A 26,117-nucleotide genomic window follows, 5' to 3' on the forward strand; every position below is an offset into this window, starting at 1 on the left:
GGTGCTTGGCACACCTCCCTCGGGCGAAGGGGCGGGACATGGCTCAGAAGAAGCCGGCCGACACGGCAGAGCACCGGACATCCGCGCAGGTCATCAAGGATCTGCACGAGCGCATGGTGCGCATCCGGCTGTTCGAGACCGAGGCGGGCAAGCTCATGGAGGCGGGCAGACTGCCCGGCTTCCTCCACCTCTACGTCGGCCAGGAGGCGGTGGCCGCCGGTGTGATGGCCGCGCTGCGCGACGACGACCAGATCACCTCCACCCACCGCGGCCACGGACACGCCGTCGCCAAGGGCGTCGGCTTCCGGGAGATGTACGCGGAGCTGTACGGCCGCGCCACCGGCGCCTGCCTCGGGCGTGGCGGAAGCATGCACATCAACGACGTCTCGCTCGGCATGCTCGGCGCCAACGGCATCGTCGGAGCGGGCGTCCCGATCGCCGTGGGTGCCGCCTTCGCCGCCCGGTACAAGGGCGAGGACAGCGTCGCGGTCACCTTCTTCGGTGACGGCGCCACCAACATCGGCGCCTTCCACGAAGGCGCCAACATGGCCGCTGTCCTCGGCCTGCCCGTCGTCTTCGTCTGCGAGAACAACGGCTACGCCGAGTTCACGCCGCAGTCCGGGCACATGCTGCTCGCCGACGTGGCCGACCGGGCCGCCGCCTACGGCATGCCCGGCGTGATCGTCGACGGCATGGACGCGGTCGCCGTCCACCGCGCCGCCACCGACGCAGTGGCACGCGCCCGGTCCGGCGCGGGACCGATGTTGATCGAGGCCAAGACCTACCGCTACTTCGACCATCAGGGCGTCAAGGGGCTGCGCCACCCCTACCGCTCGGACGAGGAGGTCGCCGAGTGGAAGGCCCGCGACCCCATCGACCTGCTGGAGGCCCGTGCCGTCGCCGACGGTACGGCCACCCGCGCTGAACTGGACGACACCTGGCAGCGCACCCGCGACGAGATCGCCGAGGCCATCGCGTACGCCGAGTCGAGCCCGCTGCCCGACACCGCCGACCTGCTGCACAACGTCTACTCGGGATGACGCCATGACCACCCTCACCCAGGAACAGGCCGCCGCCCCGGACGGCACGGTCCGCAAACTCACCTACGTCAAGGCCTTCAACGAGGGCCTCGCCCAGGCCATGCGCGAGGACGAGAACGTCTTCGTCGCCGGCGAGGACGTGGCCGGCTACGGCGGCGTCTTCCGTATGTTCGACAACCTGCTCGACGAGTTCGGCCCCCGCCGCATGATCGACACGCCGATCTCCGAGGCCGCCCTGGTCGGCCTCGGTGTGGGGGCCGCCGCGCGGGGGCTGCGGCCCGTCGTCGACCTGATGTTCATGGACTTCATCGGCGTCTGCCTCGACCAGATCGTCAACCAGGCCGCCAAGATGAAGTACATGTTCGGCGGCGCCGTGTCCGTCCCGCTCACCATCACCACCGCCTCCGGCGCCGGCCTCGGCGCCGCCGCGCAGCACAGTCAGAGCCTGGAGGCCTGGCTCGCCCATGTGCCCGGCCTCAAAGTGGTGATGCCCTGCGACGCGTACACCGCCAAGGGTCTGACCGTCTCGGCCATCCGGGACGACAACCCGGTCGTCGTCATGCTCAACAAGGTCCTGCTCGGCAGCACCGGCCATGTGCCCGAGGAGATCTACGGCATCCCGCTGGGCCGGGCGCACACCGCCCGGCAGGGCTCCGACGTCACCGTGATCGCCCTCGGCCGCATGGTGGGGGAGGCCCTCGCGGCGGCCGACGAACTCGCCGCCGAGGGCGTGGAGATCGAGGTGATCGACCCCCGGACCGTGCAGCCCCTGGACACCGAGACCATGTTCGCCTCCGTCCGCCGCACCAACCGGGCGCTGGTGGTGCACGAGGCCGTCACCTTCGGCGGGCTCGGCGCGGAGATCGCCGCCCAGATCCAGGACGCCGCCTTCGACCACCTGGACGCCCCGGTCCTGCGCATCGGCGCCCCGTTCTCCCCGGTGCCCTTCTCCCCGGTCCTGGAGAAGGCCTATGTGCCCGACCGCGCCCGGATCGTCCAGGGCTGCCGACGTCTCCTCGAAAGGGCGTGAACGACGTGGCGGTCGAGGTTCTGCTGCCGAAGATCGGGCTGACCATGCAGGAAGGCACGATCGAGGAATGGCTCGTGCCCACGGGCGCCGCGGTCGCCGAGGGCGACGCGCTGCTGCGGATCGCCACCGACAAGGTCGACGTGGATGTCGAGGCGGAGGCCGGGGGACTGCTCCACCCGGTCGTCCCGGCCGGGACGACCGTCCCGGCCGGCGCGCTCATCGGCTGGCTCCTGGCCGAGGGCGAGCAGCCACCGAACCCGGCGGGTACGCCGACGCCCGCCGGGTCCGAGGCCGGCGCCGGCACGGCCGGGGGGCCGACGTCCGTGTGGTCGACGGCTTCGGGCGCCGCCACCGGTTCCCCGGCGCCGAAGACGGGCGTGCCCGGGGCGGGCGCGTCCGCCGGGCCGACGACGCCGGGCGCGGTCACGGGCTTCCCGGCGCCGAAGCAGGCGGTGGCCGCGGCGGGCGCGCCCGCCCGGCCGACGGGCACAGCCTCTCGGGCGTCGGCGGCGCCGTCCCTGACCGGTGGTGGCGCCACCACCGGTCCTGCCAGGCGGCTCCTGGCCTCGCCCAACGCCCGACGGGTGGCACTCGGGGCCGGTGTCGATCTCACCGCTGTCCGCGGCACCGGGCCCGGCGGTCGGATCGTCTCCGAGGACGTGGAGGAGTTCCTCGCGGAACTGCCCGGCGAAGCGGCCCCCTTCGGCCTGCCGGTCACCGCCGTCGTGTCCGCGAGCCCCGTCCTGCCGGTAGCCCCTGACCAGCCGGTCACCGCCGTCTCATCCGTCACCGCTGTGTCGCCGCTGGTCCGCCGGCTGGCGAAGGAGCGGGGCATCGACCTCTCCGGGGTGAACGGCACCGGGCCCGGCGGCCGGATCCGCAGGTCCGATCTCGACGCCGCCGACCCGGCGCGCGAACCGGCGCCCCGCCGCCGGAACGCCGACCCCCGGCCGGGAGACGTGCTCCCCCTCACCGGGATGCGCGGCACCATCGCCCGCCGTATGCACGCCAGCCTCCAGGAGATGGCCCAGCTGACGCACGGCTACGAGGTGCGGATGGACGCCGTGGTGTCCCTGCGCGACCGGCTGAGGGAGGAGTGGGCCGACACCGACCTGCCCGTTCCCACCCTGAACGACTTCCTGCTCAAGGCCGCCGCGCTGGCCCTGCGCGCACATCCGCTGTTGAACGCGACGGTGCGCGACGACGGCATCCATCTGCTCGACGACGTCCACCTCGGTTTCGCCGTGGCGGTTCCGGGTGGCCTGATGGTCCCCGTGATCGAGGACGCGGCAGCACTGCCGCTGCCCGAGATGGCCCGCACGGCGAAGGCCCTGGCCGAGGCCGCCCGCGAGGGCCGGATCACGCCGGACCGCCTGGAAGGCGCCACCTTCACCGTCACCTCGCTGGGCGGATACGGCGTCGACTTCTTCACCCCCGTGGTCAACCCCGGCAACGTGGCGATCCTCGGGGTGGGCAGACTGAGGGACGGCGTCGAGTGGTTGGACGACCGGCCGCGGCGGACGCGGGTGCTCACCCTGAGCCTCACCTTCGACCACCGTGCCGTCGACGGCGCACCGGCGGCCGAGTATCTGCGCACGGTCGGTGAGCTGTTGCGCAAACCGCTCCGGCTGCTGGTCTGATCCGCCGCCGACGCCTGCGTCCGCCGCCGTCCCGGTCTCCGCCGGAGGGCGGTCGGCGCCCGGCGGCCACCGGCCCCGCGGCTACGCGGCCACGGTCGGGTCGGCGATCCGCTCCGCGAGGTCACCGACCTCGCGGACGAAGGAACGGTGGCCCAGCGACCGATAGACGTCATCGCCCCGGACCTGCGAGTTCGCCGCGGTCTCGAGCAGGGCCAGCAGGCCCAGTCCGATCACCGCGGCCTCCGCGTCGGAGACGGACGCACGGGCCTTGCGGATCAACCGCACGAGCCCGGCCAACAGCTCCGAACGACTCTCCTGGCGCAGCGCCTCGGCCTCCTGGCTCATCCCGGCCGACGACACGAAGAACACCGTGGCCGCCGACCGGTGCTCGCCCAGCCACGCCACCAGCGCGGTGATCGTGGGCCCGACGTCCGAGCCCGCCTTGTGCGCCTCGGCGAGTTCCTCCACCTGCGCGCACATCGCGGCGGCGAACACCCGCATCCCCTCCACCAGGACCTGGTCCTTGGAGGAGAAGTGGTAGTACACCGCTGCCGACGTCATCTCCGCACGGGCGGCGATGTCGGCCACCGTCACCTCGTCGGGCGGCTGGGTGGCGAACAGCTCCGTGGCCGCCTCGATCACCCACTGCTTGCGCGAGGGACGGTGGGCGGCGCGGGTTCCGGATGTCGTCATGATGTCAAGTATGCCGGTACCAGGGCGCTCCGGAGGCCCACACACAGCAGGAATTATGCGGCCGGTAGAGTCGACTTACTGGATAACATGGTCAGTAAACAGGGACCACGCCCGCGGGTTCACGGCAGTCGGCAGGGGAGCATGATGGCCACCACCAAGAACGGCAAGCAGCCCGCTCACCGGCCTTCGCGGCGGCAGCACATCATCGACGCCGCCGTACGGGTCTTCGGCCGCAACGGATTCGCGGAGACCAGCATCCAGGACATCGCGGACGAGGCCGAGGTGGTCCCCACGGCCGTCTACTACCACTTCGACGGCAAGGAGGAACTGCTCGAACTCGCCATGCGCCGGGTCTTCGACCAGCTGAACGCGGTGGTGGAGGCGGCCCGTCCGGAGTCCGAGCCGGGCGACGCCGAGGGACTGCTGCGCGTCATCGACGCCGTGTGGGACTGGGTGGAGAAGAACCCGGACGAGGCCCGCCTGTACCAGGTCCAGATCGCCTCGGCGAACGGCAACGTCAAGGTCCTGCGCGACGAGTTCGAGCAGCGGCACATCCAGCGCGGCTACGACTATCTGCCCGAGGGCAACACACGCGGCCCCCGGGCGGCCAAGGCCCGCCACGCGGCGCAGGCCCTCGCGGTCCGCACGCTCATCAGCACCACCATGCTGGTCACGGCGCTGCGGGCGGAGGGAGGGCCGCTGTCCCAGCTGCCCCCGCAGGCCGTCCTGGAGGCGGTCAGGTCGCTGGCGCTGCGCATTGTCGCCGCCGACCGGAAGCCGACCACGGCACAGCGTTGAGACGACGGTGCGCGCGCCCCGCACCGGCGACGCGGCCTCACACGGCGACGGGCCCTCACACGGTCAGGACCGAACAGGCGCTGATCCCGGGCGCCCCGTACACATGCGTGAAGCCCACCCGGGGCGCCCCCGGCACTTGCACGCCCGGCGCGCGGCCCTGCAACTGCCGTACCACCTCATGGAACTGACGCAGCCCCGAGGCGCCCACGGGCTCCCCGCCGGCGAGGCAGCCGCCGTCGGTGTTGACGGGGATCCGGCCCGTGGGCTCGGTGTCCCCGCCGGCCAGCAGCTCCTCCTGCTCGCCGTGTCCGCACAGTCCCGTCTCCGCCAGGTGGACCAGCTCCGAGCCGCTGTCGGTGTCCTGCAACTGCGCCACGCCGACATCGGCGGGCCGGACCCCGGCCGTTTGGAACGCCGCCTCGGCGGCGTCGACGCTGGGGCTGCGGTGCGGTCCCGGAGGCAGCCAGGGCGAGAACACCTCGAACGAACCGAACCGCCGGGTGCGGAACGCCAGCGAGGCCAGTCTCACCGGCCGTTCGCACAGGTCGAAGGCGCGGTCGCCGCGCGCCAGCACCAGAGCCGCCGCACCTTGCCCCGGTGAGCAGAACATGTACTGGGTGAGCGGCGGACTGACCTCCGCGGAGTCCAGGATCTCCCGCTCCGTCAACGCCTTGCGCCGCCATGCCAGAGGATGGTGCGAGCCGTTGCGGAAGGCGCGCGCGGCGACGGCCGCCAGTGCCCGCTCCGAGATCCCGTGCTCGTACAGGTACCGCCGTGTCTTGAGGGCGAAGAACTGGGTCGTCAGCATCATGCCGGTCTCGGCGTACCAGTCGCCCAGGCCGTAGCGGGCCGCGGACACGTGGAAGGCGCCCCGCTCATGCTTGTCGAAGCCCACCGCCAGCCCCAGGGACGCCTCCCCGGCACGCAGCGCCGCGGCCACCATGAGCACGGTGGAGGCGCCGGTCGCGCAGCCGTTCTGCACATTGACGAACGGCACTCCCGTCAGGCCCAGGCGGCCCACGAGCGTGTCGGGTTTGCCGGACACGTCGGAGCCACCGGCCGCGTAGCCGATGTCCTCCCAGGACACCCCGGCGTCGGCCAGCGCCTCCCGCACCGCGCGCTCGGCCATGTCCATCCCGGTGACACTCTCGTCCCGGCCGAAGGGATGCATCCCGCAGCCGACCACGTAGACGTCGTCGGTCCGACTCATCGCTCCCCCTCCTCCTCGTCGTCGGGGCGGAACGCGAAGGTCAGCACCTCGGTCCCGTCCTCGTCGTGATACGCGGGCACCATGGCGAGCCGGACCGGCAGCCCGATCCGTATCCGCGCGCGGGGAACCGCCAGCCGCCCCTCGACCAGCAGCTCACCGAGGTCGACATAGCCCACGTGATACGGCCGGTGACCGCCGGCGGGTGGCCGGTACGGCGGCTTGGGCGGGAACGCCTGAAGCGTCCACGACCACACCCGTCCCCGCACCGGCAGCACATGACCGGACATGGACCCGTCCGAGCAACGGGGGCACGAGTCCTGCCGGGGGAAGACGACGGTGCCGCACCCGGAGCAGCGCGCCCCCGCGAGACGCGGCGGGGCCACACAGTCGAACAGAGAGTCGTCGATGAGTCGGGTGGTCATACCGGTTCCGCCCTTCACGTCACCAGCTCAGCAGCCCGGCCAGCCGTTCCCGGTGAAAGGCGGCGCCGCCCAGCAGGACGGCGTCGGACTGGGCCCGCCGGAAGTACAGGTGCGCGTCGTGCTCCCAGGTGAAGCCCATGCCCCCGTGCAGATGGACGCACTCGGCGGCGACGGACACAAAGGCCTCGGAGCACCACGCCTGGGCGACCGCCGCCGCCTCGGCCGACGGCCGGTGCGAGGGGGCCGCGTCGACGGCGCGCAGCACCGCCGACCGCGCGCCCTCGACCTGGAGCAGCATGTCGGCACAGGTGTGCTTGACCGCCTGGAAACCGCCGATCGGCCTGCCGAACTGGGTACGGTCCCGCACATGGGCCACGGTCATGTCCAGCGCGGCCTGGGCGCCGCCCAGTTGCTCGGCGGCGAGGGCGACCAGGGCCACGTCCAGGGCCCGGGAGACGATGTGCGCCCCCTCGCCCCCGGCGGTCAGCGCCCGGACCCGCGCACCGGAGAAGGTGACCACGGCCTGGCCCCGGCTGAGATCCAGGGTGGGCACCCGGCGCACGGCGACGCCCGGACCTCCCGGATCGGCGAGGAAGAGGTCCACGCCGTCGGTCCCGGCGGCCGCCACGACCAGCGCCCGGGCATCGCCGCCGTCGAGGACGAACGGCGCCGTTCCGTCGACGACGGGGACCCCGCCCTGCCAGGTGACCGTCACCGGCACGGCGTCGGGCCGCCATGTCCCGTCCGGTGCCGCGACCGCGAGGGCGTGCACCGCGCCCTCGGCCAGTTCGGCCAGCGCCTCGTCGGCCGTACCGCAGCCGGCCAGCACCTGCCCGGCCAGCACGGTGGACGACAGCAGCGGTACCGGTGCAAGCGTCCTGCCCAGTTCCTCGCAGACCACGGCGATCTCGGCGAGGCCGCCGATGCCCCCGACGGCCTCGGGCAGCCCGAGGGCCGCGAGGCCCACCTGCCGGCCGAGGGTGTCCCACAGTCCGGCGTCGACACCGGGGGCGTGCTCGGACAGCCGGCGCACCGTCGCGGTGCCTCCGGCGTCCGCGCACACCGACCGTACGGTTGCGCGCAGGTCGTCCAGTTCGGTGTCCGACAGGGCCGTCCCACCGGTCACGGTGCTCGTCATCGTGTGCTCCCGCTCTCGTCGTGCCGCTCGCGCGGGGTACTGTGCGCCGCCGCCATCCGGGCCACCGGCACGCGGTGCGGGGAACAGGACACGTAGTCGAGGCCGAGGCCGTCGCAGAACGCGATCGACTCGGGGTCCCCGCCGTGTTCCCCGCACACGCCGAGCTTGATGCCGGGCCGTACGCCGCGCGCCCGCTCGGCGGCCAGCGCGATGAGCGCGCCCACCCCGTGCGGGTCGAGCCGGGCGAAGGGGCTGGCGGTCAGCAGGCCCCGCTCCTGGTACCCGGCGAGGACCTGGCGCTCCACGTCGTCCCGGGAGAATCCGTAGGTCAGCTGCGTGAGGTCGTTGGTGCCGAAGGAGAAGAACTCGGCGTGTTCGGCGAGTTCACCGGCGAGCAGCGCGGCCCGCGGAGTCTCGATCATCGTGCCGAGCCGGTACGGAACGACCACACCGGTGCGGGCGGCGACCGCGGCGGCGGCCTCCCGCACGTACACGGCCGTGGCCGCCAGCTCCTCCGGCAGGCTGACCAGCGGGATCATCACCTCCAGCTCGGGCCGGACCCCGGTGGCGGCGACATCCGCCCAGGCGGCGAAGAGCGCCTCGGCCTGCGCCGGGTAGAGCCGCTCGTGCAACAACGCCAGCCGCACCCCCCGCAGCCCGAGCATCGGATTCGCCTCCCGCAGCGCTGCGGCCCGCTGTTCCTCACCCGCGTCCGAGGCGTCCCCGGGGGCGGGCAGGAACTCGTGCAGCGGAGCGTCCAGCAGGCGCACGGTCACCGGCCGGTTCCCGACTGCGGCCAGCAGCGCCCGGAAGTCCTCGTGCTGAGCGTGCTCCAGCGCCTTCAGGGCCTCGTCACGGGCGGCCGGATCGGCGGCCAGGAGCACCCGGCGGATCAGCGGCAGCCGCTCACCGAGGAACTGGTGCTCCGTACGGCACAGCCCGACCCCCTCCGCCCCCAGGGCGACGGCGGTGCTCACCTCCGCCGCGCTGTCGGCGTTGGCCCGCACCCCCAGTCGGCGCATGCCGTCCGCCCAGTCCAGCAGGGTGGACAGCTCGGGCGGCGGCGCGGCGACGCTGACGCTCAGCCGGCCCGCGTAGACGGCGCCGGTACGGCCGTCCAGGGAGACGGCGTCGCCCTCGCGCAGCACCCGGTCCCCGAACGATACGGTCCCCGCGGCCCGGTCCACGCGCAGCCCGTCGGCGCCGCACACCGCGGGCCGCCCGGCCCCCCGCGCCACCACCGCGGCGTGCGAGGCGATACCGCCGCTGCCGGTCAGCACGGCGGCGGACGCCAGCATGCCGGGGACGTCCGCCGGGGTCGTCTCATGGGCGACGAGCACTACGGGGGTGCCGTCCGCGCCCACTTCGAGGGCGCGCTCGCTCGACAGCACGATCACCCCGGCCGCCGCGCCCGGGGAGGCGGCCAGACCCTTCACCAGCAGCTCCTCCCCGCCGGTCAGCCGGAGCTGTGGGTGCAGCAGTTCCTGCACCTGCGCGGGGCCGATCCGCAGGACGGCCTCCTCGGGGTCGAGCGCACCGTCGCGTGCCAGGTCGGCGGCGAGGCACACCGAGGCCCGCAGCGGCGGCCGTTGCTGCGCGGAGGCGGCGAGCAGGGAGATCTCGTCGTCGCGCACCTCGAAGTCGACGGAGACGGGCGCGTGCAGATGCCGTTCGAGGGTGAGCAGGGCATGCTCCAGCAGAGCCCTGCCGCCCGTGAGCCGGTCCAGCGGTTCACTGGTGTGCGGCGGCGGGGAGCTGCGCCGCACCCCCCGGAAGAACGATCCCTGGGGGGAGAGAAGGCCGGTCTCGGGGTGGCGGCTGACCGCCGTGCCGTAGCCGGAGCGGTCGGCCGGGCCGATCCGCAGGGCCTGTACGTGCAGGGCGACACCGAGATCGGCGGGAAGCCGCTGCGCCTTGCGGGATCTCCTCGCGCGCGGTGAGTCCCACCGGCGGAGCACGGCTCGGGCGGCCAGCGCGAGCTGCTGGGCCGGGTCGTCGGGGAAGGGCCGCGAGCCGTGCCGCGCGGTCAGGTCCAGGAGCGCTTCGATCCGTGTCCGGGGCTCGGGTGCGTCGAGGACGGCGTCGTCGAGCATCGCTGCGGGCACGTCGAGGGCGTACTCGGCGATCATCCGTACGGTGGCGGCCCATACCTCGTGCAGCGCGTCCGCGCGGCCGATGACGGCGCACAGGGCGTCCATGCTCGCGGTGGTCACGCCGAGGCAGGCGAGGTCGGGCGGCAGCCCGGCGATCTCGGTCGGGGCACTCGCCGACAGACGCAGCAGCAACGGGCGGGCCCTGTCGCCGATCCGCCGCCCCGCAAGCTGTTCGACCAGGTCGACGGCGGCTTCCGCCGTGCCGGGGTCGCACAGCGACGCGGAGGTCCCGGCCGGCACGGTGAGCCCCGGCACGACCGGCAGCCCCAGAGCCACCAGCCGGTCCATCGCCGCACCGTGCGCTCCCAGTTCGTCGGCGTCGAGCCCCCGGATCCGTCCCTGCCCGAAGGGCACCAGGATCCGGCCGGGAGCCTCGACGGCCGTCGACGGACCCGCCTCGCGGTCGGTGACGCTCAATCCCGGCTCCCCGTCACCAGTTCCTCTTCCCGGGCCTCGTCCTCGGCCCGGCTGATGCCGAGCACCAGCAGCAATTCCTGGTGCAGCCTCATCCACACCGTGTGGTACGAGTCGCACAGCGGCGAGGCCAGCCATTTCGCCTCGCCTTCGTCGAACCGCTCAAGGGCCTCCTCCAGCTCGCCGAGATACCGTCCGCTGCCCTCGAGTACCTGCTCCAGGCGGCGCAGCACCGGCTGGATGGCCTCGTGCACGTCCTCCAGCGACTCGCGCACCCCGGCGTCGTAGACGCTGTCGGAGTGGTCGTTGGCCGTGCCGTCGGGGCGGCACTGCCAGGCCGTGCACACCTCGCGGATCTTCCTGTTGACCGGCAGGAAGGCCTCGTACGCGGCGGTGATCCGTTCCTCCCGAGGCGATCCCGGCGCGACCCGCAGAACCTGGCCGGCGGCGGCCTTGGCCCGCTCGGTGGGGAGCACGAGCGGCCCCTTCACCATCGCGAGCCCGGCCTCCGCCAGGGGCCGGTACTCCGCTTCGGTCCTGCCGCGCCACATGCCACGCAGAACGAGGTCGACGACCGCTTCGGTGAGCGTCTCGTCGGGAGCGTCGGGAAGGTCCACGGCAGGAGAGTGCATCGCCACACCTTTTCCCCGGTTCTGTGGTGACCGGTTCCTCGGTTCTGTGTTGCCCGGAGGTTACGCTCCGGCGAGCCTGTTAGTGAAGAGGGATTCAAGAAACACTTTCGGGTTTCCGGGGTCGGCCGAGGAACGCCGCCATGCGGTCCTGGGCCCCCCGGCCGTCCGCCAGGGCGGCGATCTGCCGCGCCTCCTCGGCGAGCCGGCGCCCCAGGTCCTCCCCGGTGCCCTCGCGCAGCAGGCGCTTCGCGGCGCGCAGCGCCTCACCCGCGCCGGCGGCGAGCCCGGCCGCGGCCTCGTACGCGGCCGAGTCCAGTTCCTCGTCGTCGACGGACCGGGAGACCAGGCCCCACCGTTCGGCGTCGTCCCCGGTCAGGACCCGGTTGGTGAGGATCAGGTCCGTCGCCCGCCGGGGGCCCACCAGGCGCGGCAGGAACCAGGAGGCCCCGCAGTCCGGTGTGAGTCCGACCTCGGTGTACGCCAGCCGGAACCGTGCGGACCGCGCCGCCAGGACGATGTCGCCCACGAGAGCGAGGCCGACCCCGCCGCCCGCGGCGGCACCGCGCACGGCCGTCACCACCGGCACGGCGAGCTCGTGCAGGGTGTGGATCGCGGCGTGCGCGGCGGTCGCCACGGCATGCACATAGGCGCCCGTCCCCTCGCCGAGGCCCGTGAAGGCGCGCAGGTCACCGCCCACGCAGAAGGTGGCGCCCGTGGACCGCAGCAGGACCGCGCCGCCGGGGTCCCCTGCCACCTGGGCCGTCGCGTCCCGCAGTGCCTCGGCCATCTCCAGATCCAGCGCGTTGGACCGCCCGGGCGCGTCCAGGGTCAGCTCGACGACTCCGTCGGGGTGGCGGACCACCCGGACCGGTTCGGTGCTCATTCGGTGCTCAGCGGGTGGCTCATGACGCGTCTCCTGTCGTCTTCCCGTCGCCGGGGTCTCCCGGCAAGATACTGAAGACGCTATACAGTTTCTAGGACGCGACGGGACCCGATACCCGTACGCCCGTCGGCGGGAGGTCCCGTGCCCATCCAGTTCGATGTCGATCCCACTGTCGCCCGACTCGCCGCGACCACGTCCGCGTTCGTACGCGACGTGGTGATCCCGGCGGAGCGGGCCTGCGGCGGGTCCGTGCACGACGGCCCGGAGGATCTGCGGCAGACCCTGCAGAAAGCCGCCCGTGAAGCCGGTGTCTTCGCTCCCCATGTGCCGACGCGATGGGGCGGACACGGCCTCGACCTGCGCGGGCAGGCGGCGGTCTTCGAAGCCGCGGGCTACTCGCTGCTCGGCCCCCTGGCGCTGAACTGCGCGGCCCCGGACGAGGGGAACACCCACCTGCTGGAGCGGGTGGCCACCGACGACCAGAAGCAGCGCTATCTGCGCCCGCTCGCCGCCGGCGATACCCGGTCCTGCTTCGCCATGACCGAACCGGCACCGGGCGCCGGCTCCGATCCCCGCGCCCTGCGAACCGTCGCGACCAGGGTTCCCGGAGGCTGGCGCATCGACGGGCACAAGTGGTTCATCAGCGGGGCCCGAGGCGCGGGCTTCGCCATCGTCATGGCCCGCACCTCGGGCGATCCCGGCGATCCGGGCGGCGCCACCATGTTCCTGGTCGACGCCGGGACTCCCGGCATGCGCATCGTCCGGGACATCGAGACGCTCGACGAAGGGCTCTTCGCGGGGCACAGCGAGATCGTCTTCGACGGGTGCGTGGTGGGGGACGAGCAGGTGCTCGGCGCGGTCGGGCAGGGCTTCGCCGGTGCCCAGGTGCGGCTCGGTCCCGCCCGGCTGACCCACTGCATGCGCTGGCTGGGAGCCGCGCGCCGCGCCCAGGACGTCGCACTGGAACGGGCGGGCAGCCGCCTCGCGTTCGGTGCCGTCCTCGGCGACCTCGGCATGGTGCAGCAGATGCTGGCCGACTCCGAGATCGACATCGAGGCGAGTCGCGCGCTGATCCTGCGTACGGCCTGGGAACTGGACACCGGCTCCGCGTCGGCCGCGCACCTCACCTCGGTGTCCAAGACGTTCGTCGCGGAGGCCGTGTACCGGGTGGTCGACCGGGCGGTGCAGATCTGCGGCGCACTCGGCATCTCGACCGCCGACGCCCCCCTGGCCCGCCTGCTCAGGGAGGTACGGCCGTTCCGTATCTACGACGGCCCCTCGGAGACCCACCGTTTCGCCATCGCGCGCCGTGCGGTGCGCCCCTACCGCCGGCCGGTCTCGGCTCCCGCCGAGGCCTGACAGTCGTGAACCTTCGTGGGTGTGATCGTTGAACGCTGCGTCGAGCATGTACGTATGGGACGGGGACCGGATCCGGTAGCCGCCTCGGCTCCTCGTGATCCGGCACCGTCACGATGCCCGGTCCCGCCCCGGGAGGGCGTCGATCACCTCGGAGGTCATGCGGAATCCCGCAGGCTCCGCCGAGGGAGCCCCGGTCGGAGGGCTCGTCGTATCGTTTCGGCCATTCGCGCGCTCGCATATGCCAGGAGACTGGCTGAATTGGCATGGTGACAGAGCGTCAGGAGTGACGATACTCGAGTGACAGGCGATTGAGTCATGAACAAAGCGGGCCTCCGTGCGCGCCCATGACGTCACCGTGCGTGACATCCGGTCGCCTGGCGTGCACGACCAGCAAGTCTGTGAGGCGAGAACGGGTCCGTACGGCGAGCGGGGCCGGGCGGCGGACGACGGCGGTGCGATCGGGGGAGCTGAAGGTGCACGACGAATTCCTGTGCCATGTCACCGCGTACGGGATGTGCGGCGGACAGCGCGTCGGAGTGCCTCTGGGGACCTACCGTGCCCCCACCCTGGCACTGGCGCTCTGGTGGATGCGCGACCGCGCGTTATGGATCGCCGAACGCCTCGACCCGCGCCCCGAGAACCCGACCTTCCCGCCCAACTCCGTGGTCCCCGTGGCCGACACCGTCCCCGACGTGCCGAGCATGCTGCGCGCCTGGTCCGCCGACGACGTCCAACAGGAACTGGTCGCCGAGGAGTTGGCCGCCGGGAACCTGGTCCGCATCGCCACCAACGACGACACCACCGAGTACGAGCTGCTCGCCGAGTCCGTCGACGCCGTCCGTATGCAGCGGATCGCCCAGCGGATCGCCGCCCCCGCCGCCTGACCTTTCCACGCGCGGCCCGGACCCGGCCTCTCGAGCACCCCTGCGCCGCGCGGCCTCCGCCCCCTGAGTGCCTCCGTCGTCGAGGCGCCGCGCGGCCCTCCGCCCCCTGAACGCCTCCGCCGTCGATCTATCGGGCGCGCATATGGGGGCTAATCGGTAGAATTTTCGGCATGGCAGAGCGGTCGATCGCACCGACTGCGCCCGCACTCGTGCTGGAGACCGAGTCGGGCTCCACGGTGATGACCCCGAGCCACGAGTACCACGTCGGACGCGACCCGCTCAGCGAGATCGTGCTCGACGACGACCGGGTCTCGTGGCACCACGCGGTGCTCAGGGCGCACGCCGACCACTGGACCATCGAGGACGAGGACAGCACCAACGGCACCTACGCCGACGGCCACCGCGTCCGCGAATGGGACGTGGGTCCCGGCACCGTCATCCGCTTCGGCAGCGTCGAGGACGGGCCACGGGCCGTGCTCACCGGGGCACCCGTCCGCCCCTCCGCCGTCTTCCAGCCCGCCTCCACCGGCACCTTCCGCCGACCGACCAGCGTCCGCCCCCTGCCTGCGCGGACCGTCCGCATCGGCCGCGCCGACGACAACGACCTGGTCATCGACGACCTCGTGGTCTCCCGCCGGCACGCCGAACTACGGGCCCGCCCCGACGGCACCTACGAGATCGCCGACCTCGGCAGCCACAACGGCACCTACCTCAACGGCCGTCCCATCGACAGCGCGCCGGTCACTCCCGGTGACATCGTCGGTATCGGCCACTCCGCGTTCTGCCTGGTCGGGGACGAACTGCAGGAGTACGTCGACACAGGTGAGGTCTCCCTCGACGTGCAGGAGCTGACCGTCGCCGTCGACCGCGGCCGCAAGACCCTGCTCGACAAGGTGGCCTTTCCGGTCGGCGAGAAATGCCTCCTCGCCGTCGTCGGCCCGAGCGGCGCCGGAAAGTCCACCCTTCTCAACGCCCTCACCGGACAGCGCCCCGCCGACAGCGGCACCGTCCTGTACGACGGCCGGGATCTCTACCGCGACTACGCGGAGCTGCGCCAGCGCATCGGCCTCGTCCCGCAGGACGACATCCTGCACGCCCAGCTGACCGTCCGCAGGGCCCTCTCCTACGCCGCCGAACTGCGCTTCCCCCAGGACACAGCGAAGGCCGAGCGACAGGCGCGCGTCGACGAGGTGATCCACGAACTGGGCCTCGAACAGCGCGCCGACCAGCCGATCCACAGCCTCTCCGGCGGCCAGCGCAAGCGCGTCAGCGTCGCCCTGGAACTGCTGACCAAGCCCTCCCTGCTCTTCCTCGACGAGCCGACCTCCGGCCTCGACCCCGGCATGGACCGCTCCGTGATGCACATGCTGCGCGGCCTCGCCGACGACGGCCGCACCGTCATCGTCGTCACCCACAGCGTCCTCAGCCTCGACGTCTGCGACCGCCTCCTCGTCCTCGCGCCCGGCGGCAAGGTCGCCTACTACGGGCCCCCGGACGACACGCTCGCCTTCTTCGGCTTCGAACAGTGGCCGGAAGCCTTCGAGGCGTTCGAACGGGACCAGGACCGGGACTGGGCGGGGGAGTACCGCGACTCGCCGTTCCACCGCCAGTACGTCACCGCGTCCATGAGCCGCCCGTATCTGCCGGAGGCGGCGCCCGTCGACGTGGCACCGCCGCCCAAGCCGCAGAGCTGGGGCGCCCAACTCGGCACCCTGGTCCGCAGGTACACCGCCGCGCTCAGCGCCGACCGCACCTTCCTCGCCATCATGATCGCGCTGCCGTTCGTCATGGGTGCCATGGCCAGGGCCCTCGCGGGCAGCGAACTGGACCGTGAGACCGCCATGAACGCGCTGCTCATCCTGTGCGTCGGCGGCGTCCTGACCGGCGCGGCCAACGCCGTCCGGGAACTGGTCAAGGAACGCGTCATCTACCAGCGGGAACGCGCCGTCGGCCTGTCCAGATCCGCGTATCTGATGTCCAAGGTCGTCGTCCTCGGCACGATCACGGTGCTCCAGGCCGTCGTCCTCACCCTGGTCGCCCTCCTCGGCGTCGACCTCAACGCCCCCGGCGGCGAAGGCGTCCTGCTGCCGCCGCTCGTCGAGATCACCCTGGCCGTGGCCCTGCTCGCCTTCACCGCGATGATGCTGGGCCTCGTCGTCTCCGCGCTCGTCCGCAAGGAAGAGGTCACCATGCCGCTGCTGGTGCTCCTCGCGATCATCCAGGTGGTGTTCTGCGGAGCGCTGCTGGACGTGAAGGGCACCATCGTCCTGGAACAGCTGGCCTGGCTGGTGCCCTCGCGGTGGGCGTTCGCCGCCATGGCCGGAACCATCGACCTCGAACGGATCGTCCCCGACAAGTCCGACCCGCTGTTCGAGCACTCCGCCGGTGTGTGGCTGCTCGACCTGGGGATGCTCGTCGTGCTGTCCCTGGTCTGCGGTTACCTCGTCGCCCGTCTGCTGCGCCGCCGCGAACCCGCGGTGATGCGGAAGTAGCCGCGATGACGACCCCCGGTTTCCTCCCCACGCACGTCGTCCCGCCGGGCGGACTGCCCGCCTGGGAGGCCCCCGACCCCGCACGCCCCACCGTGCCCCTCGACGCGCTGCTCCCGGTCCAGCTCCTGGACCGGCTCGGCGACTGGGGGCAGGTCCTGTGCGCCAACGGCTGGTCCGCCTGGGTCGACGGCCGCCTCCTCGTCGCCGTGCCCCAGGCCCCGCCGGCCGCCGGTACCGGGCCCGCCCGCACGGCCGACCCCCGTCCCCTGCTGGCCCGCGCGGAGGAGGCCCTCGCCCGCTACCGCACGGAGGCGGAGGCCCTCGCGGCCGGACGGCTCGACGGAGGGGCCTTCCGCGACCGGATGAAGGGCCTGCGGATAGGTGTCGTCGTCGACGGCGACTCGCTGTGGCTGTTCGACGCCGCGCACGAGCGGTGGGTGTACTGCGACGGCACCCGGCTGAGCACGTTCGCCGTCGCCGGGGAACCCCAGGAGGACCCGGCCCCACCGGCCGCCGCCACGCCGGCCCCGGCCCCGTCTCCGGTCGCCGCCCCGGATCCGGGTGCGGCGCCGTTCCCAGCTGCGGCACCGGCGCCCGCCCCGGCCCCGGCTCCGGCCCCGGAGCCGATCAGGAGCCCGGAACCGACCCGCGTCGTGGGCGAGCACGCCCCGGAACCGACCCGTGTCGTGGGGGAGCGCGGCCCGGAACCGACCCGTGTCGTGGGGGAGCGCGGCCCGGTGGAGCCCGCGCCGGAAGAACACGAGCGGGCGGACACCGAGCCGGAGCAATACGGGCGGGCAGACACCGCGCCGGTGGAGCAGGAGCGGGCGGACACCGCGCCCGGGGCGCGGGAGCGTACGGAAGCACCCCGCCCCCGTCGGCAGGGGCCGAGCGACCATGAACCCACCCGTCTCGTGCGGCCGGTGACGCCCGATGAGTGAGACCCGACCGTACGCGGGTCGGCCGTCCGACCTGGTCGGGCAGCAGATCGCCGGCTACCGCATCGAAGACGAGATCGGCCGCGGCGGCATGGCCGTCGTCTACCGGGCCAAGGACCTGCGGCTGGACCGGACCGTCGCGCTGAAACTCCTCGCCCCCGAGCTGGCCCGCAACGACACCTTCCGCCGCCGCTTCACCCATGAGTCACGCGTCGCCGCCGCGATCGACCACCCGCACATCGTGCCCGTCTTCGAGGCGGGGGAGACCGAGGGCGTCCTCTACATCGCGATGCGGTACGTGGCCGGCCGGGATCTGCGCCACCTCCTGGACCGGGAGGGCCCGTTGCCGCTGACGACCGCCACCCGGATCATCGGCCAGGTGGCCTCCGCGCTGGACGCCGCCCACGACCACGGCCTGGTGCACCGGGACGTCAAGCCCGGCAACATCCTGGTCGCGCAGGGCACGGACAGCGACCATCCCGAGCACGTCTACCTCACCGACTTCGGCCTGACGAAGAAGTCGCTGTCGCTGACCGGGTTCACCACCGTCGGCCAGTTCGTGGGGACGCTCGACTACGTGGCCCCGGAGCAGATCTCGGGCAAGCCCGTCGACGGCCGCTGCGACGTCTACAGCCTCGCCTGCGTCGTCCACGAGACCCTCGCCGGGCGCCCGCCCTTCCAGCGCGACGACGACATGGCGCTGCTCTGGGCCCACCAGTACGACCAGCCGCCGCCGCTGACCGAGCAGCGCCCCGATCTGCCCGCGTCCGTCGACGACGTGCTGGCGAGGGCGCTGGCCAAGAGCCCCGACGACCGCTACGACTCGTGCCTGTCCTTCGTGGCCGCGCTCAGGGCCGCCGGTACGCGGCACAGCACACCGACCGGGCATCCGCCGACCCGCACCGCGCGGACGCCCACGAGTGGCGCACCCGAACCGCTCCCGGAGCCACCCGCCTGGGCGAGGCCGGTGTTCATCCAGCCCTGAGGTCGAGCCGCTCCACCCTGGCGACGTTCTCCCGGTCCTCGGTGTCCTGGCTGGCCTCGGCGGCGAACCAGGCGTCGAGGATCTCCTTGAGCAGCGGTTCGGAGGTCAGCCGCAGACCGATCGCCAGCACATTGGCGTCGTTCCAGCGCCGCGCGCCGTCCGCCGTGTAGGCGTCCGTGCACAGGGCGGCCCGCACGCCCGGCACCTTGTTCGCGGCGATCGACGCGCCGGTGCCGGTCCAGCAGCACACCACGGCCTGGTCCGCCGCCCCGGAGGCCACGTCCCGCGCCGCCGCCTCCGAGCACGCCGCCCACTGGGGGTCGTCCCCCGGGCGCAGCGCCCCGTGCGGCAGCACGTCGTGGCCGCGGCCGCGCAACTCCTCGACGAGGAGGCGGGCCACGGGTTCGTCCATGTCCGAGGAGACGGAGATCCGCATGCCCCGGAGACTACCCGCGTGCACGCGGCAGCGCGCCCGGCCCACTGATCTCCACTGGCCCACCGCTCCCTCGACCCGGCGAACGAGGCACCGGCCCCTCACCGGACGAGGAGCCCGCCGAAGCAAACCGGTCATTCGGCTGGCGAGTTGACGCTCTCGGCCGGTGGAACCGGACGACTGGCCTCCGCGACGGGTTAGCATCACAGCATGATCACGGCCTGGTCGACCCGACGCACGCGTCGGGCCCGCGTCCCAGCGGGCCCGCTGCCGCGTCTGCTCGGCCTCGCCCTGGTGCTGTTCGCCGTCGTCCTCCTGCACGGCGCCCACGCCGAAAGCGCCGGTGGACACCTGATGACCAGCTCGGTCGCGCCGGTCACCCCGCCGCCCGCGCACCCGCTCGCCGCCGCCGAGGCACACACGGCCGCCCCCGCCCAGCACCTGGTCCTCCGGCCGGCCGCCGCCCCCGGCGACGCCCACGAGGGACGCGGCGACCACGGCACGGGCCACCCGGCCGAGCACTGCGCCTCCGCGCAACCCAACCAGGGGCCCGCCCTCGCCCAGCCCCGCTGCGCGGCGTCGATCAGTGAGGCGACGGCTCCGGCATGCGCGCCGGGCGCCCGCCACATCGGGGCGGCGCGACCGTCCGACCCGTCGGGCGTCACCGTGAGATCGCTGGTGGTCCGGCAGATCTAGGCCCCGGGCTTCCTCCCGCCCGACCGGCTCACCCCCACGCACCCGCACCCGCACCCGCACCCGCATTCACGTCCGCAGCTGGCTCCCGCGTGCCCTGACCAGAGGTCACGCACCGCCGAGCCGACGGACGCCCGGAGGACCCCCAGTGCCCCCACGCACCCGCACGCCCTTACACGGTCGGCCCCCACACACCGGCACGCCCCCCTCGTACGTCCGGTCCCCACGCACCGGCACGCCCTCGTACGTCCGGTCCCCACGCACCGGCACGCCCTCGTACGTCCGGTCCCCACGCACCAGCATCCCCTCACACGTTCGGCCCGCCCCCACCCGCATGTCCCCGTACGTCCGCCAGTCGCCGGCCGACTCGCCCTGGCCGAGGCTGCTCGCTGCCCTCGTCCGCGGCTGCCTGCTGATCACGATCGTCCTGTGCGCCTTCGCGCACGGGCCGGTCGACGAGCCCCACCGGACGCCGACACCGCCCTCCACCGTCCTGACGGCGGTGCAGCCGGCCGTCGGCCACGAGACACCGCACGGGCCCCACGACCACCACACGGCCGAGGAGTGCGTACCCGCCGGAGTCCTGCGCGCCCCCGCCGCACAGTCGTCCGACCAGCCCCCTGCGACCGACACGGCGCCCCTGCTCACCGGGGCCGCCGCGATCGCCGTGCGCCCGCCGTGGCGAGGCCGCCGTCGCCCGCACCGCCGTCGGCGCGCCCGCCGCCCCGGCCGTGCGGCCCTCGTCCGCACCTCCAGGTGGCGCATCTAGACATCTCGCCCGCAGCCGGCCCCGCACCGGCTGCCGCGCCGAACCCACGAACGGCGGACCGGCCGACCGGCCGCATCCGTCCGCCCGTCCGTGGGCTCGGCGCGAGACGACCACCCATCCGTCTCATCGTCCAGCGAGAGCGAACGACATGAAGTCGATCACCAAGACGACCACCGGCACGACCACCACACCGTCCACCCCATCCCGCGCCGGCGGCCCCCCGCACACCACCACACCAGACACGCCCCGCGTCCCTGATGACCCCCGCACCGCGTCCGGCGGTTCCGCGCTGCCCGCGCTCGTCGGCAACACGCCCCTCCTGCGCGTGTCCGAACCGCTGACCCCGGCGGGGCACGGCTTCTGGGCCAAGCTGGAGGGCTTCAACCCCGGCGGCATCAAGGACCGGCCCGGCCTCTACATGGTCGAACGGGCCCGCGCCCGAGGCGAGTTGCGTCCCGGCGCACGGATCATCGAGTCCACCAGCGGCACCCTCGGTCTCGGGCTGGCGCTCGCCGGAATGGTCCACGGCCACCCCGTCACCCTGGTCACCGACCCCGGACTCGAACCGTCCATGACCCGCCTGCTCGGCGTCTACGGCGCCGAGGTCGACATCGTCACCGACCCCCACCCCACCGGCGGCTGGCAGCAGGCCCGCCGCGACCGGGTCACCGAACTGCTCCGGCGCCACCCCGGCTCCTGGTGCCCCGACCAGTACAACAACCCCGACAACACCACCGCGTACACCCCGCTCGCCCTCGAACTCGCCACCGAACTGGGGCACATCGACGTCCTCGTGTGCAGCGTCGGCACCGGCGGCCACTCCGCGGGCATCGGCCGCGTGCTGCGCCAGCTGTACCCGGACATCCGGATCGTCGGCGTCGACACCATCGGCTCGACCATCTTCGGCCAGCCCGCCCGCCCCCGGCTGATGCGCGGGCTCGGCTCCAGCATCTACCCCCGCAACGTCGCCTACGCCACGTTCGACGAGGTCCACTGGGTCGCCCCGCACGAGGCCGTGCACACCTGCCGCCGGCTCGCCGCCTCGCACTACGCGACCGGCGGCTGGAGCGTCGGCGCCGTCGCACTGGTCGCGGGCTGGGTGGCCCGCACCGAGGCCGCCGACACCCGGATCGCGGCGGTCTTCCCCGACGGACCGCAGCGCTACCTCGACACCGTCTACGACGACGAGTACTGCGCCCGCCACGGCCTCCTCGCCGGGCCCCCGCCGCCGGCACCCGACGTCATCGGCCGCGCGGACGAGAAGGAGGTCGACCGGTGGACCCGTTGCACCGACGTCGTCGATCCCCTCACCCTGCCGTCCGCGACGCGCGAGGAGGGCTCCGAGTGAAGGGCACCCTCGCCCAGGTGCGGTCCTACGACCGTGCCGTCCAGTTGTTGATGGTCAATCAGTTCACCATCAACCTCGGCTTCTACATGCTGATGCCCTACCTGGCCGCCCACCTGTCCGGCACGCTCGGCCTCGCCGGCTGGGTCGTCGGACTCGTGCTGGGCGTACGGAACTTCAGCCAGCAGGGCATGTTCGTGGTCGGCGGCACCCTCGCCGACCGCCTCGGCTACAAGCCCCTCATCGTCGCCGGATGCGTCCTGCGCACCCTCGGCTTCGCCGCGCTCGGCTTCGTCGACTCGCTGCCCGCCCTGCTGGCCGCCTCCGCGGCGACAGGGCTCGCGGGTGCCCTCTTCAACCCCGCCGTCCGGGCCTACCTCGCGGCCGAGGCGGGGGAGCGCAGGGTCGAGGCGTTCGCCCTGTTCAACGTCTTCTACCAGGCCGGAATACTGCTGGGCCCGCTGGTCGGCATGGTCCTCACCGGCGTCGACTTCCGCGTCACCTGTCTGACGGCGTCGGCCGTCTTCGCCGTGCTGTCCGTCGTACAGATCCGCGCCCTGCCCGCCCGCGGCCGGGAGGACGGCGGGGAACAGGACCGCGACCGCCGGGAGAGCGTGCTCACCCAGTGGCGCGGCATCCTCGCCAACCGGGCCTTCCTGCTGTTCTCCGTCGCCATGGTCGGCTCGTACGTCCTCACCTTCCAGGTCTATCTGGCCCTGCCCCTGGAGGTACGGCGCATCGGCGGGGACGGCGAGTTCGGGACGGCCGCGGTGGCGGTGCTCTTCGCGGTCTCCGGGCTCAGCACGATCCTCGGCCAGACCCGGGTCACCGCCTGGTGCAAGGCCCGCTACGAACCCGGCCAGGCCCTGATCCGGGGCCTGGCGGGCATGGGCGTCGCCTTCCTGCCCCTGCTGCTGACCGCCGCTCTGCCGATACCGGCGCCCGGCGTCGGACGATGGCTGGCGGCGGCCGTCCCGCCCGCGCTGGCCGCGCTGCTCCTGGCCGTCGGCACGATGATCGCGTACCCCTTCGAGATGGACACCATCGTCCGCCTCTCCGGGGACCGGCTCGTCGCCACGCACTACGGGCTGTACAACACGGTCTGCGGGATCGGCATCACGGTCGGCAACCTCCTCACCGGTGCCGCCCTGGACACGGCCCGCGAGGCGGGCCTGCCCGCGCTGCCGTGGATCTCGCTGTGCGTGCTCGGTCTCGCCTGCGCGGCCGCCGTGGACGGCCTGCACCGCACGGGACGCCTGGCCGCACCGGCGCCGGAACCGTCCCGGTCGGTGACGGTCTGACCGGCACCCACGCCTGACAACGAGGGGCGGGCGGCCCCCACGGCGCCCGCCTCTTCCCCGTCCGCGTCATCCGAGTTCCCCCTCCGCGTCAGGCGAGCTCGTCGACCGCTCCCCGCCGCCGGACGCCCTTCGCCAGCAGGCCGCCCGCGAAACCCGTCACCAGCCCCCACAGGGCGGCGAGTCCCAGCGCGGACCATGTCTGTGGCCGGAGATACACCTCTCCGCCCAGGTCACCGCCGAGGTCGCCGATGCCGATGACCGACAGCCCGTAGTGGGCGGAGATCCTCGCGACGAGGCAGATCATCAGGACGGTGAGGACGAGGGCGACCGCCATGTGCACCGCGTGCTGCCACAGCCGGACCCGCGCGGGGGAGCGGGCAGCCATCACGAACGCGGCGACCAGCAGCAGCACGGCGTCGACCACCACCAGCCACCACACCCGTTCGTCGTACTCGGCGAGGGAGCCGAGGTTCAGCTCGGAGACGTCGGGACCGCGCAGCACCTGGTCCAGCACCTGCGGCATCGGCAGCCCGAAGGGTCCCTCGACCTGCCCGTCCCAGGTGGCGCCCAGCCCGATCGTGAACGTCAGCCACACGAGGTTCGGCAGACCCAGCAGGATGACCGCGGCCGTCTCGGCGGCGTGCCCCCGCGTCGCGGCGACCACGATCCCGATGACGACGCCGAGTGCCACGTACGCCAGCAGCAGCACCACCATGGCGTACGCCGCCGGACGCACCGACTCCTGGAACCGCAGCAGCCGCGGGGGGAGCGGGGCCGCACGGGAGACCAGCAGCGCCAGGACGAGGATGCCGGCGAGCCACAGCAGGCCGAAGAAGACGGTGGACCCGATGTCCGTCTCGAAGCCCACGTCGGCCGACGCCCCGAGGAAGTCCCCCACGTCGCCGAGGGGGATGTCGAACGTCTGCCGCGCGCCGAGCGAGACACCGATGAGCGCCGCGAGCCACAACACGGCGATCCGTACGGCCCAGCCGGCGAGTTCGGTCGCCCCCGCGACCGCGCGGTGCCGCAGCGGCCGCAGGAACCCCGCGGCGATCACCAGCGCCCCCGCGAGGGTCACCGACAGCGGGATCACGGTCAGTCCGGCCTGTGTCTCGGCGATGGCCCCGGCGCCGCCGGAGAGCTCGATGGTGCCGCCGACCGCCGTCACGACGGTGGCCGCGACCACCCGCGGGAACGCATTGTCGGGCAGGTCCGTCGCACCCGCCGCCCACAGACCGAGCGCGGCCACCACCACCATCACCACCAGCGCGGCGAGGACCGTACCGAGGGCCTGGAGCCAGCCGTGCCGGGCGGTCGCCCGCTCGGGCACCGTCCGCGGAGAACGCAGGGTCTGAGGACTCACCCTTGCCACGCTAAGCACGCCGAGGTCACTCCGCGCGCCGGACGGACGGCGACCGCTCGGCTTGCGGGCGGAGCCGGACCAGAGCACACAATGGGCCTGTCATGCAATAAAGCGGCATGAACAGTGAGAAAAGCCGCGGAATCCCTACGGCGGGAGAAGACCCGTGAGCGCCGAACAACCCTCCTCCGGCCGCCCGACCGGACCCCCATCCGGCCCCCTGTCCGGGCCGTCCCAGCCCGGCCCGCCCTCCACCGGCCCGACGTGGCCCGGCGGCCAGGTGCCCCCGGAACGCCCCGGCGACGCCTCGGGCCCCGGCGGAACCGGTGGCGGTCCGGGCGGAACCGGTGGCGGTGGCCCAGGGGGACCGGGTGGTCCCGGCGGTCCGGGCGGGGGCTCCGGCGACTCGGCGCCGGGGCCCGGTCAACCGGGGCACCCCTGGTGGCGGTCCGCTCCCCGCATCGCGCTCATCGCCACCGCGGCCGTCGTCGCCGTGGTCCTGGCCGTCGTCCTCACCCGCACCGGCGGCTCCGGCGGCAACGGCGACGGAGAGGTCTTCCTCCAGGCCGCGGGGAAGTCGGGCCCCGACCCGTTCACCAAGTCGACGGCGACCGACAGCTCCGTCCCGCAGAGCCCCTCGGCCTCACCGACCCCGTCGGAACCCACCAACGTGACCCGCGCGGTGGACGGTTCGGCCCCCGGCCTCTACGGCGGCACCCGCAACACCGCCAGCTGTGACGTCGAGAAGCAGATCGAGTACCTCCAGGCGGTTCCCGCCAAGAACGAGGCGTTCGCGGCCGTCGCCGGCGTCCAGGCGTCCGGCGTGCCCGGCTATCTGCGCTCGCTCACCCCGGTGCAGCTGCGCATGGACACCCGCGTCACCAACCACGGCTACCGCGACGGCGCCGCCACCGCCTACCAGGCCGTCCTCCAGGCCGGCACCGCCGTCCTCGTCGACAACCGGGGCGTGCCCCGCGTGCGCTGCGCCTGCGGCAACCCGCTGCGCCCGCCGGTCGCGCTGAAGACCACCCCCGAGACCAAGGGCGACACCTGGCCGTCGTACCGGCCGCAGAACGTCGTGGTCGTCGAGAGCTCGACCGTGGTCGTCAACGTGTTCATCCTGTACGACCCCGACCGCGACGACTGGTTCAGCCGCCAGTCCGGCGACACCGGCGACAAGGACAAGAAGTCCAACCCGCCGGTCGACCAGCCGTCCCCCTCGGCGTCGACCTCGTTCTCCGAGACACCGCCGACCAAGTCGCCCGAACCGTGCCCGTCCACGTCGACCGGCGCCAAGCGCGACGGGACCGCCAGCCCCTGCCCGTCGTCGTCCTCGGCGAGCCCCTCTTCCTCGTCCCCGTCGGCACCGAAGAGCTCGACCTCCGCACCCCCGCAGCCCAAGCCGCAGACCCCCGAGACGGACGACACCCCACCGGACGGCGGCGCGACGAGCGAGTCCGCGCCCCTCATCAGCCCGCCCCAGTCGAACGGCACCTGACCGGTCC

At 73.2% G+C, this 26,117-nt stretch carries 23 protein-coding genes; 14 read left to right on the forward strand and 9 right to left on the reverse strand.

The genetic code is table 11. From position 1 onward, the window contains the following. Positions 1-38: 38 nt before the first annotated feature. Genes M8J73_RS07425 through M8J73_RS07435 form a run of 3 tightly spaced genes read left to right on the forward strand, consistent with a single transcriptional unit; the run spans position 39 to position 3,710 of the window. Positions 39-1,040 carry a thiamine pyrophosphate-dependent dehydrogenase E1 component subunit alpha gene (locus M8J73_RS07425; protein ID WP_055537342.1) on the forward strand — a complete coding sequence of 334 codons (1,002 nt, stop codon included), beginning with the start codon at positions 39-41 and terminating at the stop codon, positions 1,038-1,040. Positions 1,041-1,044: 4 nt separating this feature from the next. After that, positions 1,045-2,070: an alpha-ketoacid dehydrogenase subunit beta gene (locus M8J73_RS07430; protein WP_055537343.1), complete on the forward strand. Its 1,026-nt coding sequence runs from the start codon at positions 1,045-1,047 to the stop codon at positions 2,068-2,070. Continuing rightward, positions 2,067-3,710, forward strand: a complete 1,644-nt coding sequence (locus M8J73_RS07435) for a dihydrolipoamide acetyltransferase family protein (protein WP_063799160.1) — start codon at positions 2,067-2,069, stop codon at positions 3,708-3,710. The genes M8J73_RS07430 and M8J73_RS07435 overlap by 4 nt, the downstream gene beginning before the upstream one ends. 81 nt (positions 3,711-3,791) lie before the next feature. Here M8J73_RS07435 and M8J73_RS07440 read toward each other — a convergent pair whose 3' ends face one another. Further along, the gene (locus tag M8J73_RS07440; RefSeq protein ID WP_055537344.1) at positions 3,792-4,403 is read right to left on the reverse strand and encodes a TetR/AcrR family transcriptional regulator; all 612 of its coding nucleotides are present in this window, start codon (positions 4,401-4,403) and stop codon (positions 3,792-3,794) included. 141 nt (positions 4,404-4,544) lie between these two features. On the opposite strand from M8J73_RS07440, the gene M8J73_RS07445 reads away from it, so the two are divergent. After that, positions 4,545-5,201 carry a TetR/AcrR family transcriptional regulator gene (locus M8J73_RS07445; RefSeq protein ID WP_055537345.1) on the forward strand — a complete coding sequence of 219 codons (657 nt, stop codon included), beginning with the start codon at positions 4,545-4,547 and terminating at the stop codon, positions 5,199-5,201. Between the two features lie 55 nt (positions 5,202-5,256). On the opposite strand, the gene M8J73_RS07450 is transcribed toward M8J73_RS07445, so the two are convergent. From M8J73_RS07450 to M8J73_RS07475, 6 genes are all read right to left on the reverse strand, one after another. Continuing rightward, complete coding sequence (locus tag M8J73_RS07450; RefSeq protein WP_055537346.1) at positions 5,257-6,411, reverse strand: thiolase family protein; 1,155 nt, start codon at positions 6,409-6,411, stop codon at positions 5,257-5,259. Continuing rightward, positions 6,408-6,833, reverse strand: coding sequence for a Zn-ribbon domain-containing OB-fold protein (locus M8J73_RS07455; RefSeq protein WP_055537355.1), 426 nt, complete (start codon positions 6,831-6,833; stop codon positions 6,408-6,410). Before M8J73_RS07455 ends, M8J73_RS07450 begins: the two co-directional genes overlap by 4 nt. A gap of 19 nt (positions 6,834-6,852) precedes the next feature. Further along, positions 6,853-7,971, reverse strand: coding sequence for an acyl-CoA dehydrogenase family protein (locus M8J73_RS07460; RefSeq protein WP_055537347.1), 1,119 nt, complete (start codon positions 7,969-7,971; stop codon positions 6,853-6,855). Next, complete coding sequence (locus M8J73_RS07465; protein ID WP_055537348.1) at positions 7,968-10,541, reverse strand: putative PEP-binding protein; 2,574 nt, start codon at positions 10,539-10,541, stop codon at positions 7,968-7,970. The genes M8J73_RS07460 and M8J73_RS07465 overlap by 4 nt, the downstream gene beginning before the upstream one ends. Beyond that, positions 10,538-11,170 carry a hypothetical protein gene (locus M8J73_RS07470; protein ID WP_240501025.1) on the reverse strand — a complete coding sequence of 211 codons (633 nt, stop codon included), beginning with the start codon at positions 11,168-11,170 and terminating at the stop codon, positions 10,538-10,540. Before M8J73_RS07470 ends, M8J73_RS07465 begins: the two co-directional genes overlap by 4 nt. Positions 11,171-11,264: 94 nt before the next feature. Continuing rightward, the gene (locus M8J73_RS07475) at positions 11,265-12,053 is read right to left on the reverse strand and encodes an enoyl-CoA hydratase/isomerase family protein (RefSeq protein ID WP_055537350.1); all 789 of its coding nucleotides are present in this window, start codon (positions 12,051-12,053) and stop codon (positions 11,265-11,267) included. Positions 12,054-12,194: 141 nt separating this feature from the next. On the opposite strand from M8J73_RS07475, the gene M8J73_RS07480 reads away from it, so the two are divergent. From M8J73_RS07480 to M8J73_RS07500, 5 genes are all read left to right on the forward strand, one after another. Further along, positions 12,195-13,412 (forward strand): acyl-CoA dehydrogenase family protein, encoded by a 1,218-nt coding sequence (locus M8J73_RS07480; protein WP_055537351.1) that lies wholly within the window; start codon positions 12,195-12,197, stop codon positions 13,410-13,412. Between the two features lie 473 nt (positions 13,413-13,885). Then, on the forward strand, positions 13,886-14,296 hold the full coding sequence (locus M8J73_RS07485) for a hypothetical protein (protein ID WP_055537356.1): 411 nt from the start codon (positions 13,886-13,888) through the stop codon (positions 14,294-14,296). 170 nt (positions 14,297-14,466) lie between these two features. After that, positions 14,467-16,788: an FHA domain-containing protein gene (locus tag M8J73_RS07490; protein ID WP_055537352.1), complete on the forward strand. Its 2,322-nt coding sequence runs from the start codon at positions 14,467-14,469 to the stop codon at positions 16,786-16,788. Positions 16,789-16,793: 5 nt separating this feature from the next. Next, positions 16,794-17,729, forward strand: coding sequence for a hypothetical protein (locus M8J73_RS45480; protein ID WP_372503909.1), 936 nt, complete (start codon positions 16,794-16,796; stop codon positions 17,727-17,729). Continuing rightward, the gene (locus tag M8J73_RS07500) at positions 17,722-18,711 is read left to right on the forward strand and encodes a serine/threonine-protein kinase (RefSeq protein WP_055542891.1); all 990 of its coding nucleotides are present in this window, start codon (positions 17,722-17,724) and stop codon (positions 18,709-18,711) included. Before M8J73_RS45480 ends, M8J73_RS07500 begins: the two co-directional genes overlap by 8 nt. Here the strand turns inward: M8J73_RS07500 and M8J73_RS07505 are convergent. Continuing rightward, positions 18,698-19,147, reverse strand: coding sequence for an RpiB/LacA/LacB family sugar-phosphate isomerase (locus M8J73_RS07505; RefSeq protein ID WP_055542890.1), 450 nt, complete (start codon positions 19,145-19,147; stop codon positions 18,698-18,700). The genes M8J73_RS07500 and M8J73_RS07505 overlap by 14 nt on opposite strands. A 207-nt stretch (positions 19,148-19,354) precedes the next feature. On the opposite strand from M8J73_RS07505, the gene M8J73_RS07510 reads away from it, so the two are divergent. From M8J73_RS07510 to M8J73_RS07525, 4 genes are all read left to right on the forward strand, one after another. Continuing rightward, positions 19,355-19,840 carry a hypothetical protein gene (locus tag M8J73_RS07510; protein WP_249828373.1) on the forward strand — a complete coding sequence of 162 codons (486 nt, stop codon included), beginning with the start codon at positions 19,355-19,357 and terminating at the stop codon, positions 19,838-19,840. Positions 19,841-20,171: 331 nt separating this feature from the next. Then, positions 20,172-20,606 carry a hypothetical protein gene (locus M8J73_RS07515; RefSeq protein WP_249828374.1) on the forward strand — a complete coding sequence of 145 codons (435 nt, stop codon included), beginning with the start codon at positions 20,172-20,174 and terminating at the stop codon, positions 20,604-20,606. Between the two features lie 148 nt (positions 20,607-20,754). Further along, positions 20,755-21,954 (forward strand): PLP-dependent cysteine synthase family protein, encoded by a 1,200-nt coding sequence (locus M8J73_RS07520; protein ID WP_249828375.1) that lies wholly within the window; start codon positions 20,755-20,757, stop codon positions 21,952-21,954. After that, a complete protein-coding gene (locus tag M8J73_RS07525; protein ID WP_055541223.1) occupies positions 21,951-23,252 on the forward strand; it encodes an MFS transporter in 1,302 nt (433 codons plus the stop codon). The genes M8J73_RS07520 and M8J73_RS07525 overlap by 4 nt, the downstream gene beginning before the upstream one ends. Before the next feature lie 88 nt (positions 23,253-23,340). Here the strand turns inward: M8J73_RS07525 and M8J73_RS07530 are convergent, their stop codons facing one another. Next, positions 23,341-24,615: a streptophobe family protein gene (locus M8J73_RS07530; RefSeq protein ID WP_055541222.1), complete on the reverse strand. Its 1,275-nt coding sequence runs from the start codon at positions 24,613-24,615 to the stop codon at positions 23,341-23,343. A 163-nt stretch (positions 24,616-24,778) separates the two neighbouring features. Here M8J73_RS07530 and M8J73_RS07535 point away from each other — a divergent pair, with 163 nt between their 5' ends. Beyond that, complete coding sequence (locus M8J73_RS07535) at positions 24,779-26,110, forward strand: DUF6777 domain-containing protein (protein ID WP_249828376.1); 1,332 nt, start codon at positions 24,779-24,781, stop codon at positions 26,108-26,110. Positions 26,111-26,117 lie beyond the last annotated feature (7 nt).

The organism is Streptomyces neyagawaensis (assembly GCF_023516595.1).
Classification (GTDB): domain Bacteria; phylum Actinomycetota; class Actinomycetes; order Streptomycetales; family Streptomycetaceae; genus Streptomyces; species Streptomyces neyagawaensis.